Raw genomic sequence first — 24,459 nt, forward strand, 5'->3', positions numbered from 1 at the left:
GGCGGCGGCCGTGGGCGGGGCTGCGGGCATGGCGAAGGGACCCTTCACGGGCAGGGGGCGGCAGGGACTCCTCCACCATACAGGAATGCATGAACAGCTCTTCATGCATTCGTTCGCTCGCGCGTTCGCCCGCTCGCTCGTTCACGCGTTCATTCGTTTCGACGCCTCTTGGCACATCGATACGATGAACCCATGGGCCACGGAGTCGACCAGCAGCGCACCACCCGCGAACGCCTGGACACCGTGGGCGCCGATGACGTCGCCGCGACCCTCCAGGCCCTGGCCACCCCGTCGCGGCTGCGCATCCTGGCCCGGCTCCAGGAGGGCCCGTGCGCGGTGGGCGAGCTCGCCGAAGCCGCCGGGATGGAGCAGTCCGCCTGCTCCCACCAGCTGCGGCTGCTGCGCAACCTGGGCCTGGTCAGGGGCGAGCGCCAGGGCCGCTCGATCGTCTACGCGCTGTACGACCACCACGTGGCCGAGCTGCTCGACCAGGCGCTGTTCCACGTGGAGCACCTGCGCCTGGGCCTACACGACGAGCCCGCGTAGTGCCACATGGTCACCTGGCCACCACCGGCCTTACCCGGGCTTCCGGGCGTCGACCAGAACCCGCGAACTGTGCGCCACGAACGGCCCGTCGACCTGGATCTGGTCGTGCAACTCCCGCAGCCGTACGCGGTACTTCTCGACGGTGAAGTCCGGCACCATCCACACCACCTTGCGCAGGAAGTGCACGACCGCCCCGACGTCGTGGAACTCCATCCGCAGCCATTCCATCCGCATGTCGACCACGTCGAGCCCGGCCGCCTCGGCCGCCGCACGCTCCAGCTCCGGGTGCCGACCGCGCCGTACGGCCTCCGGCTGCGGCCCGAGGAAGTACTCGACGAGCTCGAAGACGCTGGCCGGGCCCACATGCTGGGCGAAGTACGTACCACCGGGGCGGAGTAGCCGCGCGATCTCCGTGAAGTACGGCTTCTGCGGGTGACGGCTGACCACCAGGTCGAAGGCGCCGTCCGCGAACGGCAGCGGCGGCTCCTCGGGGGCGGCGACCACGGCCGTACCCAGCGGGTGCAGCAGCGCGGTCGCCTTGGCGAGGTTCGGCGGCCAGCCCTCGGTGGCGACACACAGCGGCGGCCGCTTCCGTACGCCCGCGAGCACCTCGCCGCCGCCGGTCTGGATGTCCAGGGCGGCCGTGGCCACCGCCATCCGCTCGCCCAGGGAGCGCTGGTAGCCCCAGGAGGGCCGGGCCTCGGTCGCGCGCCCCTCGAACCAGGAGAAGTCCCAGCCGGCGACGGGTGCGGCGGCGGCCTCGGCGACGAGGTCATCGAAGGACGACGTACGGCTCACACTCATACGGCGATCGTCGCAGCGGGCGCGGACGGTCGCACCCCGGTTTCGCCTCAGCCGCCGCTCACACCGGCTGGCCCACCGGCCGTACCACCACCGTGTTGACGTCCACCCCGCTGGGCTGGTTGATCGCCCACACCAGCGAGTCGGCGAGCTGGTCCGCGGTGAGCAGCAGCCCGTCCGGGAGGTGGCCCAGACCGTCCCAGAACGGCGTCTCCACCCGCCCCGGAGCGATCAGCGTGACGCCGACGCCGTCCCCCGTGACCATCCGCCGGGTGTTCTCGGCGAGCCCGGTCACCGCCCACTTGGTCGCGCCGTAGAAGTTGCCCGGCCCGTAGACGAACCCCGCGACGCTGCCGACCAGCACGATCCGCCCCCGTGACTCCTTGAGGTGCGGCAGCGCGGCCCGGATCAGCAGCGCGGGGCCCAGGACATTGGTCAGCACCATCTCGCGCCAGCCCTCGGGGTCCCCGTCGGCGAGGGTGTCGTGGGTGGCGAACCCGGCGTTGGCGACAGCGGCGTCCAGCCGCCCGAACTCCGCGACCGTGGTCGCGACCGCCGCCTCCACCGAGGCGGGGTCGGCCGCGTCCCCCGGCAGCGTCAACAGCTCGGCGGGCGAGCCGAGTTCCTTCGCGAACGTACGGAGGCGGTCCTCGCCGCGGCCGGTGACGGCCACCCGGTGGCCCTGGGCGAGGAGTTGGCGCGCGGCGGCGGCTCCGATACCGCTGCCGCCGCCGGTGATGAGGGTGACGGGTGGGGTGTTGTTGGTGTGGGTCGGCTTCATGGCGGCGAGTGCATCACTTGGAGCGCGCTCGATGTCAAGGTCAGTCCGCCACCCGTACCGACTTCACGATCTCCTCGACCTCGGCCGGAGTCAGCTGCCCCGCCACGTAGTTGAGCCGTACGAGGACGAACGGCCGCTTGCCGTTCCCGCCCTCCGCGGCGATCAGATCCGTGCCCAGGACCTTGGCACCCTTGCGCGCCAGCCCCTCCCCGCCCGGGGACTCACGCTCCGGGTAGTCGATGCGGAAGACCTCGCCGGGGACGCCGTCGTGGTCGACCTTCCCGAAGGTCTTCGTACCGCCGCCGAAGGTGTACGTACGGCGGGCATCGTGGGCGGCGAAGGCGACGCTGCTCGCGGTGGAGAAGTCGCGCCTGACGGAGAGCCTGCCGACGGGGTCGCCGCCTTTGCGGAGTTCGGCGACGGCGTCGAGGTCGTCGGTGGGGTCGCCCTCCTCCCAGCCCGTGGGAAAGGTGACGGACACCTTCCCGGCCGTGAGGGTGTTCTTCTCGCTCGCGGGTGTGCTGCCGTCGCCGTCGCCGCCGCAGCCGGTCAGCAGCGTGGCGACGAGCGCGGCGCCCAGGGCCGCGTTCCTGTACCTCATGACGTGGTGGCCCTTCCGGTCCAGTCCCTCATCGGTCGTCCTCACTGGTCGCAGATCTCGTTGCGCTGGTACCTGCGGTTGTCGCCCTGAGGCATGCCAAGGTAGTCGCCCGACCTGATCTCCGCGCTGGTCTCGGTGATCGTCCTGTCGTAGCCCAGGCTGGCCATGGCGTTGAGTTCGAAGCCGAAGCTGGCGCTGTCCTCCACCGAGTCGTACGTCGCCCTGGTCGTCTTGGCGTGCTCGAACAGCAGGTTGCCGAACGCGTCGCCGCGGTCCGGGCGGGTCGCCGGGGCCGGGTCCATGAAGGCCGTCTCGAAGGGCTTCGCGGCGTTGGTCGGGTCGTTCAGCCACCGCTCGGCCGTGGCGCGCATCTGGTCGCCGTCGGGGCCCTCGGGGATCTCCAGGGTGGTGGTGATGACCTCGGTCTCGCCCATACCGGCGCTCACCCCGAGGTTGCCGCTGCCGTCGCCGTCGGCGTCGCTGTCGCCACCCTTGCCCGACCCCGACCCCGACCCGGCTCCGTCGCCGCCCGGTGCGGTGATCCCCGCGTCCGCGCGCGCCTTGGTGTCCACGGTGCGGGTGATGACGATCTTCCGCAGCTCGCCGTCGTCCTGGCCCCGGGTGACGCCGATCGCGCCGTTGCGCGTGTGTCCCGCGTACGCCCCGGCCTCGGCGACGCCTGCGTCCACCTCGGCGCCCAGTTCGCCTCGGAGTTGGAAGGCGTACGTCTCGGTCGTCGTCCCCGCTTTGGCGTCGTCGGCCGTGGTGACGCTGCTGGCCACCTCCAGCTTCCCGGAGGCGCCCACCTCCAGGTCGCCGAGTGCGGGTCCGGCCAGGTTGGCTTCGACGCCCGCGCTGGTCTGGAGGGTGCGGAAGGTGACGCGGTTGGCGTCCATCTCGCGTTCGAGGCGCTCGCGGATCTCCTTGTTGCTGCCGGATACGTGCTCGCGGTACGTATCCCGGATGATCCGCCAGCCGGGCTTGGTCCAGTTGCTCTGGTCGGCTTCGTGCAGACGCTGCAGGTCGCCTTTAAACCTCTCGGCCTCTCCTTTGCTGTCGAAGACCCAGGTGTCGCCCTCGGTGAACTCCAGGCCGCCGCCCACCTTCACGGTCCCGCCCGCGCCCGGCTTGGCGCCTTCGCCGAGGTCGGCCTTGGCGCCGAAGCCCGCCTTGAACTCCAGGCCGGCGTTCACCCCGTCCGCGAACGTCATCTGGTACTTCTTCGTGCGTTCGCCGTTCGGGCCCTCGACGTTGAACTCCTCCATCTTGAACTGGTGCTTGTCGCCGACCGTGAACCAGAGGATCTTGGCCTCGTTGCTCACGGTCTCGGTGCTGCTGGCGACCTGGCACTCCGTCGGCCGGTAGTCCTCGTCGGTCCTGCCGTCGTTGCCGCCGTTGCCGTCGTCCGCCTGGTCGCCGCTGCCAGCGCAACCGCCGCCGCCCTGCCCGACGATGGCCAGCACGGCACACCGGGCGCGCTCCGCGACGACCGCGCCGGTGGGGGTGGCGAACGTCGCCACGGCGATCGCCGCGATGAGGGCGAGCACGGCGGCGTACTCAAGGGTCGCGGCACCGGTGTCGCGCGGCCTCCGCTTGCTTCCCTCGCTCTCCTCGCGCCCCGAACTCCCCGCCATCCCACACCCCTTGCCCGGCCCCACCCCGCGCTACGGGGCGCCGCTCGCTGCTGCGACGCCCCGAGGCTAGGCAGGACCGGGCGCGGGGTCTTGAGCCCGTGGGCCCAGTGGCGGGCCTAACGCGTGTCTGGCGAATCATGGACGGTCGCGAATCGGGTCGATCACCCTGGACCGGATCCGGTGCCGAACCGGTAGTGCTTGCGCCGCCGGTCGGTCGTTTGCATGGCGCGCACAGATCTTGTCATTCCCTGTACTGCCACAGTCCGCTTCCGGCGTTGTAGAGCACTTTCTCCCTGGCTGCACGCGGCGTGGCTGAGGGCGGGCAAGCTGTGTGCCCGGCCCTGCGCGGGCGAGTGCAGAGGGGAGAAGGGCGAGCGGCAGGTGGGCAATCTGCCGGTGGGAAAGACGAGCATGGTGGGCCGCCGTACCGAACTGGCTGAGATCGGGCTGCTGTTCGCGGGGGCGGCGCGGTTGGTGACGCTCACGGGGGTCGGCGGGGTGGGTAAGACCCGGCTCGCGCTGGAGGCCGCGGCCGGGCTGCAATCCCGCTTCCGGGACGGGGTGTGGCTGGTGGAACTGTCGCCGCTGGGCGAGGGCGACGCGCTGCCGTATGCCATCGCCGAGGCGCTGCCGCTGGCCGACCAGACCACCCGCCCGATGATCGATGTCCTGGCCGAGTATCTGGCCGACCGGGAATTGCTGCTGGTCCTGGACACCTGCGAGCATCTGGCCGACGCCTGCGCGCTGACCCTCGAGGTGCTGTCGCGGGCCGCGCCGGGCCTGCGGGTCCTGGTCACCAGCCGATGTCCGCTGAACGTTCCCGGCGAGGAGGTGTGCACGGTCGAGCCGCTGGCTCTCCCGCAGACCGACGACGCGGCGGCGGCCGAGGCGGATGCGGTGGTGCTGCTGGCCGAGCGCGCCGCCCAGAAGGTTCCCGGCCTCGCGGCCGACGACGCTGGCCGGGCCGATCTGGTTGGCCTGGCCCGGCGGTTGGAAGGTCTGCCGTTGGCCATCGAGCTGGCCGCTGCGCGCCTGGGCGAGCTGTCGGTGCGGGAGTTGACCGACCGCCTCGACGACCGGTTCGCCGTCCTGGGGGACACCGACACGGTGGTGTACGGGACCGAGCCGCCCTGGCACCAGGCCCTGCGGACCGCGATCGGCTGGAGCCACCAGCTGTGCTGCCCGGCCGAACGCCTGCTGTGGGCCCGCCTGTCGGTATTCGCCGGGACCTTCGACGCCGAGGCGGCTCGCACGGTGTGCGCCGACCGGCATCTGCCTGCCGAACGCATCACTGGCCTGCTGGCCGCGCTGGTGGACAAGTCGATCGTGGCCTGGCAGCCCAACGCCGACGGGGACCGCTACCGCATGCTGGACACGCTGCGCGAATTCGGCGCCGGCTGGCTGCGCCACCTGGGCGAGGCGGAGGAACTGCGCTGCCGCCACCGGATCCACTACCGGGCGCTGGCCCTGCGCGCGGACGCCGCCTGGATGGGGCCCGAACAGCTCGCCTGGTACGAGCGGACGTCCGCTGACCATGCCAACTTCCGTGCCGCGCTGGACTTCTGCCTGGGCGAGGGGAAGGACGGACGCACCGCGCTGGAACTGGGCGGGGCCCTGTGGTTCTTCTGGCTCGCCTGCGGCTTCTTGCGGGAAGGCCGCCACTACCTCGACCGAGCCCTGCAGCAGTGCCCGACATCGGGCCCGGCCCGCAGCAAAGGGGTGTGGACCGGCGGCGTGGTCGCCATGGGGCAGGGCGACTCCGACACCGTCGCGCGAATGGCACAGGAGTTCCGGGCCGACGCCGAGGCGCCGGCCGACCCGGCCTCGCTGATCGCCACCGCCCACCTCGAAGGCACGCACCTGGTGCTGTGCGGGAAACCCGCGCAGGCCGCCACGGTCTTCGATGCTGTGCCGTACACCCAGGAGCACGGCGGTGCGTACACCGGGGCGCGCTTCCTGACATGGCTGGTACGCACGTACGCCTACACCAGCCTGGGGGAGTTCACGGAGGCCGCCGCGGCAGCCGCCGCTCTGCGCGCGGAGTGCGTCAAACGCGGCGAGCGGTGGATCCGGGCCTTCGCCGACTACGTACAGGGGCAGGCGGCGTTCGGCCTGGGCCGACTGGACGAGGCCGCCACGCACACGCGAACCGCCCTGAAGGGTAAGGCCGCGCTCCACGACAGCATCGGCATCGCCATGGCCCTCGACCTGCTGGCCTCGGTAGCCGCCGCCACCGGACAGGGCGAGCGGGCGGCCCGCCTCCTGGGCATCAGCCAGCGGATCTGGGACACCACCGGCCGGTCGCAGGTCGGCCTGCCCGACCTCCTCGCCGCCCGCGAAGCCTGCGAACGCCAAGCACGGGAGACCACCGGGGACACCGGGTACGAGGCGGCCTTCCGCAAGGGCCTAGAGGACAGCACCGACGACGGCCTCGCCTACGCCCTGCACCAGACCTGATCGCGCAGTCCAACGCCCGCCCGGGCCGGGCCCATCCTTCCGATCGCGATGCTCGACGTGGTCGCGGAGATGACGGGCGTCTCCACCCCGCTGACGAACGGGCACAAGAACCACGTGTCCATGGCCGACCGCTTCCACACCCTCATGACCGAGGACCTCGGCCACGAGAAGTACGCGGTCTGCGGTTCCGACTACGGAGCCCAGGTCGCCGCCCAGCTCGCCCACCGCTACCCCGAGCAGGTCATCGGGGTCCGTCTGGGCATGCCCTCCGAGCTGCCGGCGTTCCAGGGAGACCGCTACGGGGACTCCACCGGCGCTCGGCAGGCCCCCGAGGACGCCTCGCCCGAACTGCGCGCCGATTTCAAGTGGTACGACGAGACACTCGTCTCGCACGTGGTCGTGGCCTGCCTGGACGCCCAGACCGCGACCCATGGCCTGAACGACTCGCCGGCCGGACTGCTGGCCTGGCTCCTTGAGCGGTGGACCCACCCGGCCATCACCGTGCCCACCAGTTTCAGCCTGCACCTCGGCGACTCCGCCTCCCCGGGAATCAACACCCCCGAACAGTACGAGGCGCTGCTGCGGCAGATCGGCGCCCACATCTACGCGGACCTGCGCGACGTCAACGTCCGTGACAAGGGCGGCCACTTCGGGCAGTGGGGGGACCCCGACGCCTGGGTAGACGACCTGCGCCGCGCCTTTCGACCGCTGCGCTGACCGCAAAACCCCCGCGACGACTGGGGTGAACCGGCGCCGACCACAGCGCCGGTTCACCCGGAAGCGGACACCAGACGCCTCCAGCAGATGAGCGCGCGTCCGAGGACCAGAAGGGCTTCGTGGATGTCGTCGCGGATCTCCCAACGGATCCGCAGGCGGCGAAACCAGTGCAGACGAGCGAACGCACGCTCTACGACCCAGCGTTGGGCGCGGAGGCCGGAGCCGTGCCCGGTGCCACGCCGCGGCGCCGGGGCCCACTCTCAACCGTGGGCAACAGCGGCTCGATCGCTTGGCTTCTCAGGTGAGTGCCAGGGCGGCGACCACCGGTGCCGCGTACATCAGCGGGGCCGGGATGTGGGCGTACCGGCGCGCCCGGAGCACGGTGATGACGGCGCCGGTGAAGTAGAGCACCAGGCCGATCCCGGCCAGCAGCCCGATGACGGGCACGGCCAGGCCGACCAGCAGCCCGGCCGCCCCCGCGGCCTTGGCCGTGCCGAGCCAGGTCCACCACGAGCGGGGAACGCCGTACTCGGCCAGGGGCTCCACGACCCACTTGACCCGGAAGAAGACGGAGGCGGCCGAGAAGCCTGCCATGACGGCGGCAAGGACGGTGACGACGACGTAGGCGGTGGACATCAGGAGTGCTCCTCATCGGATCGGGTGCGTCACTCCCTATGACCCGCCCCGGAGCAGGAATGTGACCGGTCCTAGGAGAATCCCAGGAGAGTCCTAGGAGACGAGTTCGGTGCGTACGAGGTGGCGGTCGAGGATGTCCCGCAGGCGGTCGACGTCGGACGCGCTCCGCACCCCGCGCTTGGGGATGATGACGTACCCGACCGCGCGGGTGTCCTTGCCCAGCACCACGAACAGGTCCGGGGTCTCGACGAAGTAGGGGTACGGCCCCCATCCGACAGTCACCGTCGTGTGCGCCCCCGCGCCCCGCACGCCGGACCCGTCGATGGTCATGCGGTACTCGCCTTCGGCGGCGGCCATCCGGTACACCGCCCGGGCCTGCCGCCGCCTGCTCGCCCAGGCGACCAGGCTCCCCACCAGCCAGCCGGTCAGCGCCCCGGCGACGGGGAGCCCCACGAGCGTCGCCATGCCTTCAACGGGAAGGGACACCGCCCAGCCGAAGACCGCCGCGCCGACCACCGAAACGCCGACACCGATCCCCGTCTGCCGCAGCCACGCCCGCGACCGCGCCAGCACGCGCGCCCGCACCCGCAGAGCCGCGCGGATGTCATCGAGCGTCGGCAGATACACCAGTTCCGCCGACTGCTCGGCGTCCTCGCGTGCGACGGGATGCATGATGGGTCGGACTCCCCCGGCTTACGGACATTGCGCGGGAGGGACCCTACCCCGAGCGCCGGACATACGATTCCAGCGTGCCGCGACGCCGGATATCGAGCGTCGCGCAGTGGAACGAGCCGCCGAACGGCGCGTAGTGCAGCAAATTGCACGGGATCGGCTCGAACCCCCACCCTTCCAGCGCGCGCAGCATGTCGGTGTGGTGCCGCTCCGCGATCACCCGCCTGTCGTCGATCATGAGGACGTTCATGCTGAGCCACTTGCCGCACATCGAGGTGACCTTGAGCAGGCGCTCGTCGATCGGGTTGGGCTCGGGGGCCACCAGAATGTCCCACGAGGTCAGGATGTCGGGCAGGCGGTCGACGTCGACGTACTCGGGATTGACCAGTGCCTTGCCGGGCGCGAGCGGGAGGAACGTCGTGTCGATGTGCATGGGTCTGCGGCAGCGGCTCTCGATCTCGTGGATGCGATAGCCGGATCCGAGATGGCGGCGCAGCCATTCGATGCCCATCGCATTGGTGACGTTGCTCCGCGTCACGAACAGGTCGCGTCCCGCACGCACGAAATCCGCCGCGTCGAATACCGGCTCGAACTCGGTGAGGATGCGGCGCACCGGCTCGCCCGCATCGGAGACACGGAAATCCGCCTCGAACAGTTCGTCGGTGAGCTGCGGCTTGGGTGCCGCCGTCCAGCGCGCACCGCGCCGGAAGTAGTCCTTGAGGATCGCGCGATAGGCGTGGGTCTCGAAATACCGGCAGGGCCAGGCCATCGGGGTCTCGATGATCTCGTCGCCGATCACGAGCATGCTGTCGCGCGGGCAGGCGTTGCAGAATCCGCGCGATGACCAGTCGGGGGTGCTGAAGCGTTCCCGGTGGGCGACCACGTCCGGGCGTCTGACCGTGATGCCGAGGGACCGCAGGAGAGCGATGAACTCATCGAGTTCATGCTGCGCCCGCTCGATCAGCGCGCGCGGATAGCCGAGACCGGCGGCAAGTCCCTGCAGCCGCGCACCCCATGCCGGAATGTTGCAGGCCACGGCCGGATGGTCGGAAGGGATCGTCGCGCCGTCGAGACGTCCGACGATGACCTCCTCCAGCGGGTCCCACTCGTTGTGTGAATTGACCGGGGAAACGAGAGGCTCCACGGCACCAAATATATCAATGTGTTACCTAAAGCGTACGAACTCCCTCTCTCCTGCTGGTCGCCGTGACGTCGCGCATGCGCGTCAGGAAGCGGCGGACCGTCGCCAGCTCCGCCTCGTCGAAGGAGCGGGTAGCCGTCACCATCTCGTTGATCAGCGGGCCGAAGAACGACCAGCCCAGGGCGACGGCCTTGTCCTCGACGGCCAGCAGTACGCGGCGGCGGTCGCGGGTGTCCCGTTCGCGGCGGACCAGACCCAGCCGCTCCAGTCGGTCGATGAGCGCGGTGGTGGACGCGGAGTTCAGGCCCAGCTGCGGGCCCAGCCACCCAGGTGTGGCGGCGATGTCCGCGCGGTCGGCGTCCAGCAGGTTGATCAATGCGCGTACGTCCGTGGGGTGCAGGCCGTTGCGGGAGGCGAACTCGGCGGCGAAGAGGTCGAGTTCGACGGTGATGGCGCGCAGGAGGTGGACCAGTTGGAGTTCCGCGCTCTGATCGTCCATGTGTCCCTCCGAGGCTCGCCCCGCTATTATCTCGACGATCGAGAGAATCGACAGACGAGTGATTCTAGCGGAGGGAACAGCAGCCATGAACGACGCAGCGGCGGGCTTCTTCACGGCGTACGACACCGTGCTGCGGGAGCGATGGCCCGCCGATCTCCGCAGCGTGGACGTGCACTCCGCCTACGGCACGACCCGCGTCCACGTCTGCGGGCCCGAAGACGCACCCCCGCTCGTCCTCCTACCGGGCGGCGGGACCACCGCGGCCTCGTGGTTCGCCAACGTGGAGGAGCTCGCCCGCGCCCACCGCGTGTACGCGGTCGACCTGATGGGCGACATCGGCCGCAGCGTCCACGACGGGGCGCCGCTGCGCGGCGTCGGGGATCTGATGGCGTGGCTGGACGAGGTCTTCGCAGCATCGGAACTGGGGCTGGCACCGGAGCCGGGCCCGGGGCCGGAGCTGGGCCCGGGGCCGGAGCTGGGCCCGGGGCCGGAGCTGGGACCAGGACCGCGGGACGGCGTGCGGCTGTGCGGGCACTCGTACGGTGCGTGGATCGCCCTGAACTACGCCCTGCACGCACCCCAACGCGTCAGCGGACTCGCGCTCCTCGACCCCACCAACTGCTTCGGCGGCATGAGCCCGCGCTACCTGCTACACGCGGTCCCGCTCCTGCTCAGGCCGACCGCCCAACGCCAACGCGCCTTCCTCCGCTGGGAGACCGGCCGCGCGCCCGCCGATCCCGTCTGGCAGGCCTTCCTGGACAGCGCCGCCACCGCGGAGCGGTCGAAGGTCGTCGCGATGCGGCGTCCCAAGGAGGAGAGCCTCGGGGCACTCCGGGACATCCCGACGCTGGTGCTCCTGGCCGGGCACAGCCGCGTGCACGACGTCCGACGCGTTGCCGACAGCGCCCGTCGGCTCCTGCCGCACGCGACCGTCGCCACGCTGCCCGACGCGTCCCATCACTCCATCCCGACCGAGCGGCCCGCCGAACTCAACCGCCTGCTCACGAAGTTCCTGAGCTGACGGTCCGGGGCGCGGGGTACGGCCCGCGCTAGCCTCCCAGGGCGCCCAGCTGCTGCATCAGGCCCAGATTGTCGAGGTTCCACCAGCTCTCGGCCAGCTTGCCGCCTTCGCAGCGGAAGGTGCAGTGGCCGGTTCCGCCGACGAGCTCCTTGTTGGTGGCCTTGATTCCCTTGAATTCGCGGGCGTGTCGACCCGTGATGGAGAGCCGCGCGGTCACGAGGTCGCCCTCGGCGGTCATGCTCTCGATGACCATCCGGGGTTCGAGGGCCTCCAGGGTCTCCCGGCGTTCCCGCTTGAGCTGTTCGAAAGCGAGGTCGTCGGACGACAGGGACGGGTCGTGTTCGCGGTAGTCGGCGGTACACAGCGCGTCCGCGGCGTCGACGTTGCAGCTGTTCACGACCTCCTCGAAGAACCGCCGTACCGCGTCCTTGTTCAGTTGCTCGTCGCGTACGACGTCCAGATCGGTGAAGGTCGGCGCCACGTCACACAGCGCCACCATCTCCTCGAAGATCCGGTTGGTCTCGGGAAGGTGCGAGTTCTTCATCGCCTCCTCGTACGAGGGGAACTCCACGATCTCCACGACATGCGACGCGTCGGCGCGGTCCTGCCCCATGATCGCGTGGGTGGCGGTCCGCTTCCCCTTGGTGGCCTCGGCCCAGCTGTCCATCACCCGGTTCAGCTCGTCGATGCGGCTTGTCTGGCAGTCGATGACCTGCACGAATGTCATGACGCTCATCTCCTCGCGTAGGAGCGTCCCAATATCTTCAGGCTATGCCCGCCCCACCGCCCTGTCGCGGGCGGCCGACCCCCGGGGGGAAGAGTCGCGGTATCGCGTCACAAAGGTGACTGGGCGCCTTGAGACGCCCCGGTGTCCCGGTGTCCCGTACCGCCCAGTCACCGTTCGTGGTTTCCGCCCGTCCCCATCGCAATCGAATGAGTGCCGTGCGCGGGGCGGTGGGCGGGTCAGACCTCGAGTTCGGACTCGATCCTCTTGAGCTGGTGGCGCGCCATCGCCAGGTTCGCCTTGCTCCTGTCGAGCGCCATGTAGAGGAACAGGCCGTTGTTCTTGTTGTGGGACACGAGGATCCGGATCAGGTGGTACTGGTCGTTGAGTGTGATCAGGATGTCCTCGATCCCGCCCTTGATGCCGAGCATCTCAATGGCGCGCACCTTGGCGCGGACGACGTCCGTGTTCCCCGCCGCGGCCACGTTCATGTCGAGGTCCTTGTTGCCTCCCAGAGTGCCGAGGGCCATGCCGCTGTTGTAGTCGACGAGGGCCGCGCCGAGAGCGCCGTCGACGGAGGTCATTGCTTCCTTGAGCGCGGTATCAGTGTTGAACATGGGGCTCGTACTTCCTTTTCGTCTGCTGTTGGAGCGGGGAGCGGGGGGAGTCATGGTCAGGTGTTCTCCAGTCGGTCGAGCACACCGTCGAGCAGCTCGCTGATGCGTGCGCTGGAACGGCGCGCCTCCAGATGGAGCCGGCCCACGTTGACGCGCGGCTCCGCCAGGAGCATCAGGACGGCCGAGGGGCCCGCCGCGTAGGCCGCGGCATAGCCCCCTTCGCCGTGGATCAGTACTTCGCCGGCGCGGCCCTGACCGACCGCGTCCGACAGCAGTTGGGCGGCGCCGAGCGCGTCCGCGGTGAGCCGGGCGAGGTGTTCCGTCCGTTCGTTCACGGTGTCCCGCGCGAGCACGCGGCCGTCGGCTCCGGCTGCCAGTGCACCGGTGAGCTGGGGAACGCAGGCCCGCAGCCGTCTGAGTTCACTGAGCACCTCGGGTGCTGCCGCCATCAGATACCTCCTCTGTCTTCTCCTGGCGCGGCGGGCCAGGAGCCTCACGGCGTACTCACGGCCCGGTGGGTCGGTACCGGATGTCACAGGGCCTCCAGGGCGCTACGAAGCCGACGCAGCAAGGCCGTGTCGGGTTCGGCGAACCCGTCCGGGGCCCAGGGCCTGTCGTCCGGCGAAGGTCTCGGCGCGGTTGTCGGCGCGGTTCGCTGCGCGGTTCGCTGCGCGGTTCTCGGCAAGGGTCCCGGCGAGCGTCCGGGCGTGGCACCGGACGGCGGGCCGGGCGGGGCGATCAGTCCCGCGACGGCCAGTCGGCGCACGTCGAGCAGGACACGGAAGGCCGGACGGCCGAGCAGCCGGGAGATGTCCGCCGGGGTGTGTGTGCCGTCGGCGAATTCGAGCAGGGCGCTCTGGTGCCGCGGCACGGTCTGGCCGGGGGCCGGCCGCCGCCGGACCAAGGGCTGGGTGTCGATCGCCGGGCCCGGCCACAGGGCGTCGAGCAGCCGCCTGCGCCGTCGGCACTCCGCTTCCACCAGCTCGGCGGGTACGGCGCAGACCGTGCCGAGCCGGTGGACGAGGCCTTTCTGGAACCGGGCCGGACCGCGGCACGGGGCCAGGGCGAAGTGCGCGGCGTCGAACAACGACGTCAGCAGGCAGAGCTCCAACTCGCCCGGAGTCAGCGGGCCGCCGTCGGCCAGGAGGTGGCTCGCGGTGGGATGAGGGCCCACGCGCGCGACCATCTCGTCCCCCCGCGCGACCATCTCGTCCCAGGCGGCGCGCGGCAGTCGGCCGGACGCCGTCAGCAGGACGTCGACGCCGGGCGCCGCCGCACTCTCGGCGTGCACGACTCGGCCGTCGGCGAGGTAGAGCGTCCCGGCCTCGCGCAACAGCGCACCGGTGGCCCGCTCGGTGGCCAGGCGGAGCAGCATGGAGCAGCGGGCGGGCAGCGGGGAAGCGGGCACGGCCGTTCTCATTCCAGGACCAGTCGTTCGGCGACATCCCGGAGGCGGAGCCGGGTGGCCGCGAGGTTGCCGGTGTCGCGGTCGAGCCACACGTACAGCAGGACGCTGCTGTCGAAGGCCGTCTCGATGAAGCGCAGTACGTGGTACGCGGTGCGCGTGGTGACGATCAGGTCCTCGACGGCACGGCACCCCGGGCCGTCGGTGCGGTCCGGGCCGTCGGTGCGGTCCGGACCATCGGTCTCCGGTGCGGACTGGAAGGTGCCGTACTCCATGGACAGGCGGGCCAGGTCCGCGGTCTCCGCGGCGGCGGTCTCAGGTGTGCCTCCTGGCGCGTCCCCGACCGACCCGAGGGCGAGACCGCAGCTCCAGTCCACGAGTGCGGCGCCCCGCGAGCCCGGCAAGGACATGACTTCACGCAGGCATACGTCGATACCGGGCACCCGCCCCACTCCTCTCCCCGCGCGGCGATCGGCACAACTGCCGCACCGCGATGACGCGGAGGTTATGCAGGGCGGAAACACCCGGGAAGTAGACGGGAACATTCCAGCGGAACATGCCCGAGTCCGATAACTCCGCACCGCGGGATGTCCGTTCTTTCATCTGACTTGGCTATGTTTCATCACTTTGTTCAGCTCGTGCGGAAATTCCGGTGCTGCTTGGTAGACATACATCCGCGATGTCACACGTCGGGCATGTGTGTGAATTCGACGTGTCCTGAACCGAGTTGGGGATCAGGGGGCGGACTCGCAGTCGTCCATCCATAGGGCTCGGCAGTCAGGAGGAGCGGTGTCGGACCTGCCCGGCGTCCTCGATCCGGCCGGATACGGCCTGCTGTCGCGCACGCTCACCCGGTGTGAGGGCGACGCGGTGACCGGAAGGGTGCGGGTGACGGGCAGCCCCGGAGGCGTCTTCCATCTCCGACGCGGGCAGGTGGTCGCCGTGGAGAGCCCGGGTGCCCCTGGCCCGGAGGCGCTGCTGCTGCGCTCGGGACGCCTGAGCGAGGCCGACTGGGCCGATGTCCTGGCGGCAGGCGCGTCCGCGCGCTGGCCAGGACCCGAGCTGATCGCGCGCGGCTGTATCGGGGCGGCCGAACTGCGCGTCATCTGTGTGATGGCCGCACGGGACGCGGTGTTCGCGATGGTCGCGGGCGAGGTGACCGAGTGCGCCACCGCCCCCGAGAGCGGCGAGCTCGTCCCGGTCGGCCGCGGCGAGGAACCCACCCGCCTGCTTCAGGAGGCCGCCCGGAAACTGGCGGGGCTCGCCCAGCTCCCGCACTTCGTCCTGCCGGACCGGCACCGCCTGGTGCCCGGCAGCGCGACCGATGTCCCGGCGGACCGGCTGTCGGCCGTACGGCGGGAGATCCTCTACCTCGCCGACGGCCGCCGCACGCCGCGCGACATCGCGTTCATGGCAGGCCGCGGCGTCTACACCGTGACCGTGGAGACGTCCCGCATGCTCGGCGAGGGCCTGCTGGCCAGGGTCGGGCGCGCCGCCACCGTGGCCGCCACCGGGGCACAGCCCCGCACCTATCCGGCCCTGCGCCCCCGGAAGCCCGGCGGCAGGGAGGGAACCGAAACCGGTTCCTCCGGACACCTTCCACGCCGCAGCCCCGGGGCGAGCGGCAGGACCGGAGCTCTCGCCGCGGGGGACCCCGCGGCGAGTTGGAGAGGGCTCTTCCGGTGGGCGGGCCGAATCCGTTCGGCGGATTCCGGCTGCCCCGTCCCGAAGGAGCCCGCGGACAGCAGTACGTACGACGACGGCACAGCACCACGCACAAGCACCACGCACAAGCACCACGCACAGGCAAGGGGAACCACTGAATGAATCACGAGGCGTTGACCGGCGAGTTGAGGGAGCTAAGGGAGCAGTGGGCGGGGGTCACGGACGCGGCGGTGGCCGCCGCCGACGGGCTGCTCATCGCGGCTGACACGGACAAGGCCATCGAACCCGAGGGGGTCGCGGCACTCGCCGCGGCGAGCCTGGGGCTCTCCCAGCGCCTGGTCTCGGCCACCAGCCGCGGCACGCTGCGCCGGACGGTGTCGTACGGCAGCCAGGGCTGCGCGGTGGTCTACGCCGTGGGCGACCAGGCGCTGATGGTGGTGCTGGGCGACGAGGGTCTCGACCTCGACGGTCTGCACCGGGAGTCCCAACCGGCCTTGAAGCGCATCGAATCCATCCTGACGGACACGGACACGGACACGGACGGGGCATAGAAGAAATGGCCACCAAGCGCATGACACAGAGCTTCTCGGACCAGTGCATGGCCCTGGTCAAGGCATTGCGAGCAGAGACACCGGACTGCGTCGCGAGCGGTGTCGTCGACATGTCGACCGGCATGCTCCTCTCGTACGAGACCGTGGACAGCCACCCGCCGGAGGTCTTCGACCTGCTCGCCGGCGCGACCCTCGATCTCTTCCAGGGGCGCACCGTCGTGATGATCGAGGACGTCTTCAAGGAGCGCCGAGGAGTCAACAACGACCAGCACTACTTCCAGGAGATCCTGGTGAACAGTGACCACCTGACGCACCTGTTCATCCGCATGAACGACCGTCAGGACGTGGTGGCTGTCGCCGTCTGCCGCAAGTCCGTGAACGTCGGCATGCTCTTCGCGCAGGCGAGGCGCGCGGTGAAGGAGTTCGCCGGGATGTGAGTCCGCGCGGACCATCCGCACGACGCCCGCCCCCGGGCAAAGCGGGAGCGGGCGTGGTGTGGTCGCGGCTCAGGAGGGGACGATGTTCTCCGCCTGCGGGCCCTTCTGGCCCTGGACGACGTCGAACGTCACCTTCTGGCCTTCGTGGAGCTCACGGAAGCCCTGGGCGGCGATGTTCGAGTAGTGGGCGAAGACGTCCGGGCCGCCGCCGTCCTGCTCGATGAAGCCGAAGCCCTTTTCCGCGTTGAACCATTTCACGGTTCCGGTGGCCATGCGTTCCTCCAAGGGAGCTTGCGGTCGGTTCCCGCACCGTGCGGGAACCGGAGTTGATCGCCCTGGCCCTCAGAGACTGTGAACGGCGAGTCGCCCGTGAACTCGCGCTCACAGGCGACCGGTACTTCGGGACCACGACAGCTGCTCGCGACGCTACACGAACAGCCCTGACAGCAGGCGGCTTCACCGTCACCCAGCCCCCCGCATGGCGGATAGCGTCACCCTTGGCCCCGGGAAGGCCGACCACCTGGTGTGGTCGGGGCGGCGCTGCCGCGTCGCTTGTCGCGGAGGGTGTAACCACCGTCCACCACCGGCATGTCGGCCGCGGGTGCCATGCACTTGGTCAGCAGCGGCTCGCCCTTCAGCGTCGCGCCGGAGAGCCCGACACGGGCCTCGCCGTGCTTCGGGACGTAGAAGCTGAGGCCCATGCGGGTGTGCGGGTCCAGTTCCGTCTGCCACGGGTGGTCGGGGCTCGTACGGACGAGTCGGCCGGTGACCGTGGCGGTGGGGCCGCCGGTGGTGAGGCAGTCGATCTTGAAGTCGCCCCAGTAGTCGCGGCCGTCCTTGACGTGGGAGATACGGAAGGTGCCCCAGGATTTGGTGGGGAAGCTGCCGACGGAGTATCTGGCGCGGGCGTCGACGGTGACCCGCACCTCCTCCTCGGCGACCTCGTACCCGAGCCGCGCGTTCCCCTTGAGGGTGGAGACGAGGCGGGCGGCCGGGGCGGATACGGAGGCCGCGGGGGCCGCGGGGGCCGCAGGAGGGGCAGGCGCAGCGGCGGCGGGGACAGCGACCACGGTGGCGAGCACGGCGACGAGCACGGTCGTGCGCAGGGTCCGCTTCAGCACGGTGAGGCNGTCCGGGCGGACGTGGCGTGTCCGCCCGGACGCACGGCAGTGGCTCAGAAGAGGAAGTACCGCTGCGCCATGGGTACTTCGGTCACGTAGGAAAGCGGCACGGTCGCCTTGTCGATCTCGGCACGCGCGTCCGCCGTGGTCGCACCGCCGATGGTGACCTCGAAGCTGTTGTGGCTGACCTCCAGGTCCAGCTCCCTGCCCGCTGCGCCCCGGTCGTTCAGCAGCATGGAGGCCTTGGTGATACGCCGGGTATCCGTGATGTCCACGAAGTCCTTCTCAAGGCCGAGACCCTCGGGCCTCGTCACCGTGATCTCGTCGTCCCCCCGCTGCTCCTTGCTGGTGACTTCAGCGGTCTTCCTCACGAGGGTGCCGTCGGCGCTCTTCTTGGTGGTCCCGTCGGGATTCTTCTCGTAGCTGGACAGCTTGGCGCCCACGTTCTCGGCAACGAAGTTGAGCGAGTTGCGCCCTGGGGAGCGGCCGCTGGCGCCCCAGACCGGGCGCGGCAGGTAGGGCTGCGGGGTGGTGATGGAGGCGTTGGCGTCGCCGACCTGTGCGTAGGCGAGCTGGCCGCCCTTGACGACCATGTGCATCCTCACGCCGAAGAACTTCGGTTCCCACAGCACCAGGTCGGCCAGCTTGCCCCGCTGTACGGAGCCTACGTACTTGTCGATGCCGTGCGTGATCGCCGGGTTGACCGTGTACTTCGCGACGTACCGGCGCGCCCGGAAGTTGTCGTTCGGCAGGCGTGTCGCCGCGTCGTGCCGGTGGGTGCCGGTGTTGTTGTCGTCCTCGATCGTGGGGACCTTCGCGGCCGCGAGGTCCTCGGGCAGTGCGCCGTAACGGCGCTTCATGACGTGCGCCGTCTGCCAGGTGCGCATGACCATCTCGCCGATACGGCCCATGGCCTGCGCGTCGGAGGACATCATCGAGATGGCGCCCATGTCGTGGAGGAGGTCCTCCGCTGCCATGGTGGAGGGCCGGATCCGGGAGTCGGCGAAGGCCATGTCCGCCGGGATGTCCGGGTTGAGGTGGTGGCAGATGATCATCATGTCGATGTGTTCCTTGACGGTGTTGACCGTCAGGGGACGCGTCGGATTGGTCGAGGCCGGGAGGACGTTGGCGTCCTTGACCAGCTCGATCATGTCCGGAGCGTGACCGCCGCCGGCACCTTCGACGTGGAAGATGTGGATGGGGCGGCGCACGTACTCGTGTTCATCGGTTGTGGCATTGCCCTGGGCGTCCACGGGATTGCCGTCGGCGTCCTTCTTGACGAAGGCGTGACGGGTGTCTTCCAGGAATCCGGATTCGTTCAGCGAGTCGGCGTGCAGGGCGACTTGGATCTTGCGTTCGTCGCAGACGTCCAGAGCCGTGTCGAGCACCGCGGGCGTGGCGCCCCAGTCCTCGTGGATCTTGAGGCCGCAAGCACCGGCGTCCACCTGTGCTACGAGCTCGGCCTTGTTCATCGTGCTGCCCTTGCCGAGCACGCCGATGTTGACGGGGAACTCGTCCAGCGCCTCGAAGAGCCGGGTGATGTGCCACGCGCCCGGGGTCACGGTGGTGGCCGTGCTGCCCTCGGCGGGTCCGGTGCCGCCGCCGATGAGGGTGGTCACGCCCGAGGCGAGCGCCTCGTGGATCTCCCCGGGGTAGATGAAGTGGACGTGGGTGTCCACGCCGCCAGCGGTGAGGATCCGCCCGTTGCCGGAGATGACCTCGGTGCTCGGGCCGACCACGAAGTTCTCCGGCGTCACCGTGGCCGTGGTGAGGGCCGCCTGCTTCTGATCGGTGAACCTCGCGTCGAAACCGTCCGGCATCTGGAAGCGCTCGATCGGGTCCATCGTTTCGGGGTTGTACGCCTTGCCGATGGCAGCGATCTCACCGTCGCGGATGCCGATGTCAGCCTTGACCACGCCCCACCAGTCGAGGATCAGCGCACCCGTGATGACGGTGTCCACGGGCCTGTGCCCTGTGTCCGTGGCCTTGCTGTCCTTCCCGTCCCTGGCGATGTGCGACATGCCCATCGATTCGCGGATCACCTTGCCGCCGCCGAAGATCATCTCGTTGCCGCTGTACGACGGGCCGCCACTCCAGTCGGCCTCGATCTCCACGGTGAGGTCGGTGTCGGCGAGCCGGACCCGGTCATGCGTCGTGGGCCCGTACAGGGCGGTGTAGTCAGCCCGCGTCAGCTCGTTGCTCTGCTGCCTCTTGCTCATCGGACGGTCCCTTCGCGCAGTCCCTGGATCTGGGGCAGGCCCGAGGTGGCGGTGCCCCGGATCTCCACCAGCTCGACGCAGCACTCGTCACCGGGCTCGAAGCGCACGGATGTGCCGGCGGCGATGTTGAGCCGCCGCCCCTTCGCTTCCGGGCAGTCCCAGAGCTTGGGGGAAGCGGGGGTCGTCCAATCTTCCGAACGCTTGACGCTGAGGACCGTGAGCCCTGGGTTGACCTCGGCGAAGTGATAGTGGGAGCCGACCTGGAGGGGGCGGTCCGACGTGTTCTTCACCTTGATCGTCGTCTTACTGTCCTGGAGGCTTGCCGCGCCCGCGGACGTGCCCCCGTCCAGGTGCACGTTGAAGTAGATCGCTTCGTGCCGGGAGGCCGTGTCATCGCACTCGTCGCAGCACGGGGATGAGTTGTCGGCGTCGTCGCAGTCGACCGGGCATTCCGCCTTGCGGGGCGGCTTCGGGTGCTCCACCTTGCCCGGGTAGATCTCGGGCTCTTCCACCGCCTCCGGGATGGGGTCGTGGATGGTGACCAGCTTGGTGCCGTCCGGGAAGGTGGCCTCCACCTGGACGTTCTTGATCATCTCCGGGACGCCGTCCATCACGTCGTCGCGAGTGAACAGCCGTCGGCCTTCATCCATGATGTCGCTGACCGTCTTGTTGCCGTCGCGCGCCTGTTCAAGGACGTACACGGTTAACAGGGCCATGACCTCGGGATAGTTGAGGCGTAACCCACGATCACGGCGTTTCTGTGCCACGTCGGCCGCGACGTGGATCATCAAGCGCTCCTGCTCATGCGGGGTCAAATGCACGATGAGCCCTTTCTGTTGTGCGGATGGTGCGTGCCGCCGGGCGCGCCCAAGGCCACGGAGAGTGCCGCCTGTTCATTCCAAGGCCGCCTCTAGATCATCAAGGGCGAAATCCGGATAGGTCACCCAGACCGCAGATCATCACGCCATCGGATGAATACAAGGCGCAACGACGACGACCTACCCGCACCTCATGCAAGGCCGTCGCCACACTCAGGGCGGCGGGCGAACCGTAGGCGGTGCTCGCGCGGTTCAAGTGGACCTACGGCCAAGGTTGGTTACCAATCACGGACAAGGCGGGGACCTCGCTGCCGCACAAGCCCCGTCTACTTATCTGCGGCTTACCGATTCCGGTCGCGATGGCGCAGGCCATTCGCCGCCCTGCCGGTTGTCATGCACGGCACAAAAGTTGCCGGGGGCCCAGCCGCTCCCGGCTCCAACGGGGAGAAGAACCTTGTCCGTAAAGACTCGCACCAACCGCAACGGCACCATAGGCGTCGCCCTGGCGACAGCTCTGGCCATCGGCATCGGTGGCGTCGGCTGCTCCACGTCCGACGACTCACCCGACACCGCCAAGGCCGCCAGCAGCCAGAAGTACGGCGGAGAGCCCAGCACGAAGGAGCTGGCCGCCTACAACTCCGAGATCTCCACCCTGGCGGCCCCGACGATCTCCCGCAAGGAGGTCCTGCGCCGCGCCAAGACCTGGCTCACCGCCTACAACGGCCGCCAGGTGCCGTACAGCCAGGGCTCCAACTTCCGTGGCTACCGGCAGGACTGCTCGGGCTACGTCTCGATGACGCTCGGCCTGGGGAAGCCGGGCACCAACACCGTCGGACTGGCCACCCACGGCTACACGAACCGGATCAGCCTGAAGAGCCTGAAGCCCGGCGACCTGCTCATCGATTACGACGGCAACAACTACACCCGCCATGTCGTCATCTTCGAGAAGTGGGCCAACTCCTCGCGCAGCTCCTACTGGGCCTACGAGCAGCGCGGCGGCCACGGCACGGACCACCGCAAGGTGACCTACGGCCTGAAGTCCGGCACCGAGTACAAGCCCTACCGCCCGGTCAACCTCCGGGACGGCGGCGGCAGCACCCCGCCGAGCAACCCCAAGCTGCCCAGCTGGCCGGTCCTTCAGAAGGGCAAGCGCGGCGTCGACGTCACGGCCGCGCAGTACCTGCTTCGCAGTCACGGCCACAAGCTCTCCACGGACGGCATCTTCGGGTCCGACACCCGCTCCAAGGTCCGGTCCTTCCAGGGCTCCCGCGGCCTTTCCGTGGACGGCGTCGTCGGCAAGAACACCTGGTCCAAGCTGATCAGGACCGTCCGCTCCGGCTCCAGGGGCGACGCGGTCCGCGCCCTCCAGAAGGAACTCAACACCAAGGGCTACCGGCTCTCCGTCGACGGGGTCTTCGGCGCGGGGACCAAGTCCGCCGTCCGCAGCTTCCAGAAGAAGAAGAACCTGGACGTGGACGGCATCGTCGGGCCGCAGACCTGGCAGGCCCTGATCGGAAGCTGACCCCGAAGCCGGGCCAGCCCTGATCCGGCCCCGGTGTGCCGCCACACGGCGGCACGCCGGGGCCCTTCCCTTGACCTGCTGTGACTCCGGGTACAGACCGCCCACAGCCGTTCACCCGTACGGGCGAGCACCGCCCGTACGGGACACATCGGCGTATAGCTGCCTACGATGATGCTCTCGACACCAGCCCACAGGAGGCCGCCATGTCTGCCGCACCTGTCGAGCCGCCTCTCGACTCCAGCGCACCCACGTCGCTGACCGCCGTGGCCGACCGCCTCATGGAGCACTTTCCGGGCCACCGCGTCGAGATCATCGGAGGAACGATCCTCGTGACCCCGCCACCTGACGGCCCCCACGGGGACGCACTGTCGGAACTCATGGTTCCGTTCCTCAACGCTGGGCTCCTGGGTGAGCAGACACGCGTGATCCAAGGCATCGGATTGTGGCTCCCCGACGGCCCCGAGGACTACGCTATTCCGGACTTCTCCGTGGTCGACGCCGACTACCGCGACCACCTCGTCGAGAACGGCTGCTACGACCCCGCCGTGTTCCGGCTCGCCCTTGAGGTCACCTCCAGCAACTACCAGCAGGACCTGCGCGTGAAGGTCGCCGCCTACGCGATGGCCAAGATCCCGGTCTATGTGATCCTTGACCGCAAGCACCAGCGCCTGCACGTCCTCACGGACCCCGTCGCCAACGAGTACGACACCCACCGCGTCCACGCACCGGGCGAGCTGGTCACCCTCCCCGAGTCCATCGGCGCCAAGGTCACCCTTGATGTGACCGCCCTCCTCAAGGCCGGACAGCCCCGCACCTGACCGCTCTCCCCGTCCGGGCGATCCGGATCGCTGCCGGAGCCTGCTTCGCCGCACGGCGCTACGGTGGTGGAACCAGGAGCGCACCTCGTACGTCATGCGGAGGACCTCGGTGACAGCCATGATCGACCGGCCGATGACCATAGACACCCCGGAAGAGGGGACGTTCGAGGCCATGCTCCGCACCGTCGAGGAGCTGGACACACCAGACGGCTACAAGGCCGAGCTCATCCGGGGGAAGATCGTCGTGTCGCCGCGGTCCAAGCTTCGCGACAAGAGGCCGATGAAGCTGCTCAGGCAGCGTCTTGAGCCGCACGCGCCGAAGGGCCACGACGTTGACGTAGCACCATTCCTGTTCAGCTTCCCGTCCACGGAGCGGGCCTACGGGCCAGACCTCCACATCTACCTGGTGGTCGACATGCAGGCCGAGGAGATCACCGCCTTCTGGGACCCCTCACCAAAGGGATACCGGTCGCAGACCACTGTGGCCTTCGGGCAGCCCGTCCACGTACCTGCGCCCTTCGACTTCGACCTGGACACCAGTGGCTTCTCGGAGGCGGACGGGAGCGAGTAGCAGCAGCTACACCTTTTGCCGCCTCGCTACTTTGGGTGTATGGACTCTTCGACGGAGTACGGCAAGGACGAGGGCCCCGCACAGCAGGTCTGCGGCGACCGCTTGCACCAGCCAGCCCCCGCAAGTCCCCCTCGTTCAAGGGCTGGTGGCTCACCGGCGTAGCCGCCTGCGGGCCCAGCGGAATCCGATCACGCCGCCAACGGCCACCAAGTACGCCGTCAGCAGACCGCCTTTCAAGAGCTACGCCACAACGCCACGCCAGCCATGCACCCCGGCACCCGCGTGCCGCGGCGCGGCCCTGGGATGTGTGGCGGGTCCGGAGGCACGCTCTGGCCTTCGGCGTCGGCGCCCTCCTTGGAAAGTTTCACGCCGCGCCACCAGGCGGGCTACGGGGGGCAGCCTGCCCGGTGGCGGGACGCGGTCCCGCTATGCGGCGGGGGTCGTGGTGGTTGTGGTGGCGTAGGTGGCGGTGGGGGTGTGGGGGA

27 protein-coding genes and 2 pseudogenes are annotated in these 24,459 nt (G+C 69.6%); 10 read left to right on the plus strand and 19 right to left on the minus strand.

Annotation, left to right across the window (positions count from 1 at the left end; genetic code table 11):
- Positions 1 to 192 precede the first annotated feature (192 nt).
- Positions 193 to 546, plus strand: coding sequence for an ArsR/SmtB family transcription factor (locus tag U9R90_RS12095; RefSeq protein ID WP_411056436.1), 354 nt, complete (start codon positions 193 to 195; stop codon positions 544 to 546).
- A 30-nt stretch (positions 547 to 576) separates the two neighbouring features.
- Here U9R90_RS12095 and U9R90_RS12100 read toward each other — a convergent pair whose 3' ends face one another.
- Genes U9R90_RS12100 through U9R90_RS12115 form a run of 4 tightly spaced genes read right to left on the minus strand, consistent with a single transcriptional unit; the run spans position 577 to position 4,363 of the window.
- Positions 577 to 1,350, minus strand: coding sequence for a class I SAM-dependent methyltransferase (locus tag U9R90_RS12100; protein WP_411056437.1), 774 nt, complete (start codon positions 1,348 to 1,350; stop codon positions 577 to 579).
- Positions 1,351 to 1,408: 58 nt separating this feature from the next.
- A complete protein-coding gene (locus U9R90_RS12105) occupies positions 1,409 to 2,128 on the minus strand; it encodes an SDR family oxidoreductase (RefSeq protein ID WP_411056438.1) in 720 nt (239 codons plus the stop codon).
- Positions 2,129 to 2,168: 40 nt separating this feature from the next.
- The gene (locus tag U9R90_RS12110; protein ID WP_411056439.1) at positions 2,169 to 2,729 is read right to left on the minus strand and encodes a hypothetical protein; all 561 of its coding nucleotides are present in this window, start codon (positions 2,727 to 2,729) and stop codon (positions 2,169 to 2,171) included.
- A 41-nt stretch (positions 2,730 to 2,770) separates the two neighbouring features.
- Positions 2,771 to 4,363 carry a hypothetical protein gene (locus U9R90_RS12115; RefSeq protein WP_411056440.1) on the minus strand — a complete coding sequence of 531 codons (1,593 nt, stop codon included), beginning with the start codon at positions 4,361 to 4,363 and terminating at the stop codon, positions 2,771 to 2,773.
- Positions 4,364 to 4,759: 396 nt separating this feature from the next.
- Between U9R90_RS12115 and U9R90_RS12120 the strand changes: the two genes are divergently transcribed.
- Positions 4,760 to 6,820, plus strand: a complete 2,061-nt coding sequence (locus U9R90_RS12120; protein WP_411056441.1) for an ATP-binding protein — start codon at positions 4,760 to 4,762, stop codon at positions 6,818 to 6,820.
- Positions 6,821 to 6,868: 48 nt separating this feature from the next.
- A complete protein-coding gene (locus U9R90_RS12125) occupies positions 6,869 to 7,537 on the plus strand; it encodes an alpha/beta fold hydrolase (protein ID WP_411056442.1) in 669 nt (222 codons plus the stop codon).
- Positions 7,538 to 7,590: 53 nt separating this feature from the next.
- Here U9R90_RS12125 and U9R90_RS12130 read toward each other — a convergent pair.
- The 5 genes and pseudogenes from U9R90_RS12130 to U9R90_RS12150 all read right to left on the minus strand — a co-directional run.
- Positions 7,591 to 7,779, minus strand: a pseudogene (locus tag U9R90_RS12130) (transposase); the annotation flags it as partial.
- 55 nt (positions 7,780 to 7,834) lie between these two features.
- Positions 7,835 to 8,173, minus strand: a complete 339-nt coding sequence (locus U9R90_RS12135) for a DoxX family protein (RefSeq protein ID WP_411056443.1) — start codon at positions 8,171 to 8,173, stop codon at positions 7,835 to 7,837.
- 93 nt (positions 8,174 to 8,266) lie between these two features.
- Positions 8,267 to 8,845 carry a hypothetical protein gene (locus U9R90_RS12140; protein ID WP_411056444.1) on the minus strand — a complete coding sequence of 193 codons (579 nt, stop codon included), beginning with the start codon at positions 8,843 to 8,845 and terminating at the stop codon, positions 8,267 to 8,269.
- A gap of 46 nt (positions 8,846 to 8,891) precedes the next feature.
- Complete coding sequence (locus U9R90_RS12145) at positions 8,892 to 9,989, minus strand: amidinotransferase (RefSeq protein ID WP_411056445.1); 1,098 nt, start codon at positions 9,987 to 9,989, stop codon at positions 8,892 to 8,894.
- Positions 9,990 to 10,014: 25 nt separating this feature from the next.
- A complete protein-coding gene (locus U9R90_RS12150) occupies positions 10,015 to 10,485 on the minus strand; it encodes a MarR family winged helix-turn-helix transcriptional regulator (protein WP_411056446.1) in 471 nt (156 codons plus the stop codon).
- A gap of 85 nt (positions 10,486 to 10,570) precedes the next feature.
- Between U9R90_RS12150 and U9R90_RS12155 the strand changes: the two genes are divergently transcribed.
- On the plus strand, positions 10,571 to 11,506 hold the full coding sequence (locus tag U9R90_RS12155) for an alpha/beta fold hydrolase (RefSeq protein WP_411056447.1): 936 nt from the start codon (positions 10,571 to 10,573) through the stop codon (positions 11,504 to 11,506).
- A gap of 28 nt (positions 11,507 to 11,534) precedes the next feature.
- Here the strand turns inward: U9R90_RS12155 and U9R90_RS12160 are convergent, their stop codons facing one another.
- From U9R90_RS12160 to U9R90_RS12180, 5 genes are all read right to left on the minus strand, one after another.
- On the minus strand, positions 11,535 to 12,233 hold the full coding sequence (locus U9R90_RS12160) for an ester cyclase (protein ID WP_411056448.1): 699 nt from the start codon (positions 12,231 to 12,233) through the stop codon (positions 11,535 to 11,537).
- Positions 12,234 to 12,469: 236 nt separating this feature from the next.
- Positions 12,470 to 12,847, minus strand: a complete 378-nt coding sequence (locus U9R90_RS12165; protein WP_411056449.1) for a hypothetical protein — start codon at positions 12,845 to 12,847, stop codon at positions 12,470 to 12,472.
- Positions 12,848 to 12,903: 56 nt separating this feature from the next.
- On the minus strand, positions 12,904 to 13,296 hold the full coding sequence (locus tag U9R90_RS12170) for a roadblock/LC7 domain-containing protein (protein WP_411056450.1): 393 nt from the start codon (positions 13,294 to 13,296) through the stop codon (positions 12,904 to 12,906).
- An 83-nt stretch (positions 13,297 to 13,379) separates the two neighbouring features.
- Positions 13,380 to 14,267, minus strand: coding sequence for a transcriptional regulator (locus U9R90_RS12175; RefSeq protein ID WP_411056451.1), 888 nt, complete (start codon positions 14,265 to 14,267; stop codon positions 13,380 to 13,382).
- Positions 14,264 to 14,695, minus strand: coding sequence for a hypothetical protein (locus U9R90_RS12180; RefSeq protein WP_411056452.1), 432 nt, complete (start codon positions 14,693 to 14,695; stop codon positions 14,264 to 14,266). Before U9R90_RS12180 ends, U9R90_RS12175 begins: the two co-directional genes overlap by 4 nt.
- 346 nt (positions 14,696 to 15,041) lie before the next feature.
- On the opposite strand from U9R90_RS12180, the gene U9R90_RS12185 reads away from it, so the two are divergent.
- From U9R90_RS12185 to U9R90_RS12195, 3 genes are read left to right on the plus strand one after another with little or no spacing between them, the layout of a single operon-like run.
- Positions 15,042 to 16,079, plus strand: a complete 1,038-nt coding sequence (locus U9R90_RS12185; protein ID WP_411056453.1) for a MarR family transcriptional regulator — start codon at positions 15,042 to 15,044, stop codon at positions 16,077 to 16,079.
- Complete coding sequence (locus U9R90_RS12190; RefSeq protein WP_411056454.1) at positions 16,076 to 16,468, plus strand: roadblock/LC7 domain-containing protein; 393 nt, start codon at positions 16,076 to 16,078, stop codon at positions 16,466 to 16,468. Before U9R90_RS12185 ends, U9R90_RS12190 begins: the two co-directional genes overlap by 4 nt.
- A 5-nt stretch (positions 16,469 to 16,473) precedes the next feature.
- Positions 16,474 to 16,905, plus strand: a complete 432-nt coding sequence (locus U9R90_RS12195; protein ID WP_411056455.1) for a hypothetical protein — start codon at positions 16,474 to 16,476, stop codon at positions 16,903 to 16,905.
- A 69-nt stretch (positions 16,906 to 16,974) separates the two neighbouring features.
- Here the strand turns inward: U9R90_RS12195 and U9R90_RS12200 are convergent, their stop codons facing one another.
- The 5 genes and pseudogenes from U9R90_RS12200 to U9R90_RS12220 form a co-directional block, all read right to left on the minus strand.
- On the minus strand, positions 16,975 to 17,178 hold the full coding sequence (locus tag U9R90_RS12200) for a cold-shock protein (RefSeq protein WP_411056456.1): 204 nt from the start codon (positions 17,176 to 17,178) through the stop codon (positions 16,975 to 16,977).
- A 218-nt stretch (positions 17,179 to 17,396) separates the two neighbouring features.
- Positions 17,397 to 18,026, minus strand: a complete 630-nt coding sequence (locus U9R90_RS12205; protein ID WP_411056457.1) for a hypothetical protein — start codon at positions 18,024 to 18,026, stop codon at positions 17,397 to 17,399.
- A 53-nt stretch (positions 18,027 to 18,079) separates the two neighbouring features.
- Positions 18,080 to 20,245 carry an urease subunit alpha gene (locus U9R90_RS12210; RefSeq protein WP_411056458.1) on the minus strand — a complete coding sequence of 722 codons (2,166 nt, stop codon included), beginning with the start codon at positions 20,243 to 20,245 and terminating at the stop codon, positions 18,080 to 18,082.
- A complete protein-coding gene (locus U9R90_RS12215) occupies positions 20,242 to 20,757 on the minus strand; it encodes an urease subunit beta (RefSeq protein WP_411057719.1) in 516 nt (171 codons plus the stop codon). The genes U9R90_RS12210 and U9R90_RS12215 overlap by 4 nt, the downstream gene beginning before the upstream one ends.
- Before the next feature lie 9 nt (positions 20,758 to 20,766).
- Positions 20,767 to 21,066: pseudogene (locus U9R90_RS12220) on the minus strand (urease subunit gamma); the annotation flags it as partial.
- Between the two features lie 451 nt (positions 21,067 to 21,517).
- Here U9R90_RS12220 and U9R90_RS12225 point away from each other — a divergent pair.
- The 3 genes from U9R90_RS12225 (at position 21,518) to U9R90_RS12235 (ending at position 23,974) form a co-directional block, all read left to right on the plus strand.
- Positions 21,518 to 22,585 (plus strand): peptidoglycan-binding protein, encoded by a 1,068-nt coding sequence (locus tag U9R90_RS12225; protein WP_411056459.1) that lies wholly within the window; start codon positions 21,518 to 21,520, stop codon positions 22,583 to 22,585.
- A 203-nt stretch (positions 22,586 to 22,788) separates the two neighbouring features.
- Entirely contained in the window at positions 22,789 to 23,403 is a 615-nt protein-coding gene (locus tag U9R90_RS12230) for a Uma2 family endonuclease (protein WP_411056460.1), read from the plus strand.
- A 133-nt stretch (positions 23,404 to 23,536) separates the two neighbouring features.
- Positions 23,537 to 23,974 (plus strand): Uma2 family endonuclease, encoded by a 438-nt coding sequence (locus U9R90_RS12235; RefSeq protein WP_411056461.1) that lies wholly within the window; start codon positions 23,537 to 23,539, stop codon positions 23,972 to 23,974.
- Positions 23,975 to 24,459: the final 485 nt, after the last annotated feature.

The organism is Streptomyces sp. E11-3 (genome assembly GCF_046540415.1).
In the GTDB taxonomy this organism is placed as follows: domain Bacteria; phylum Actinomycetota; class Actinomycetes; order Streptomycetales; family Streptomycetaceae; genus Streptomyces.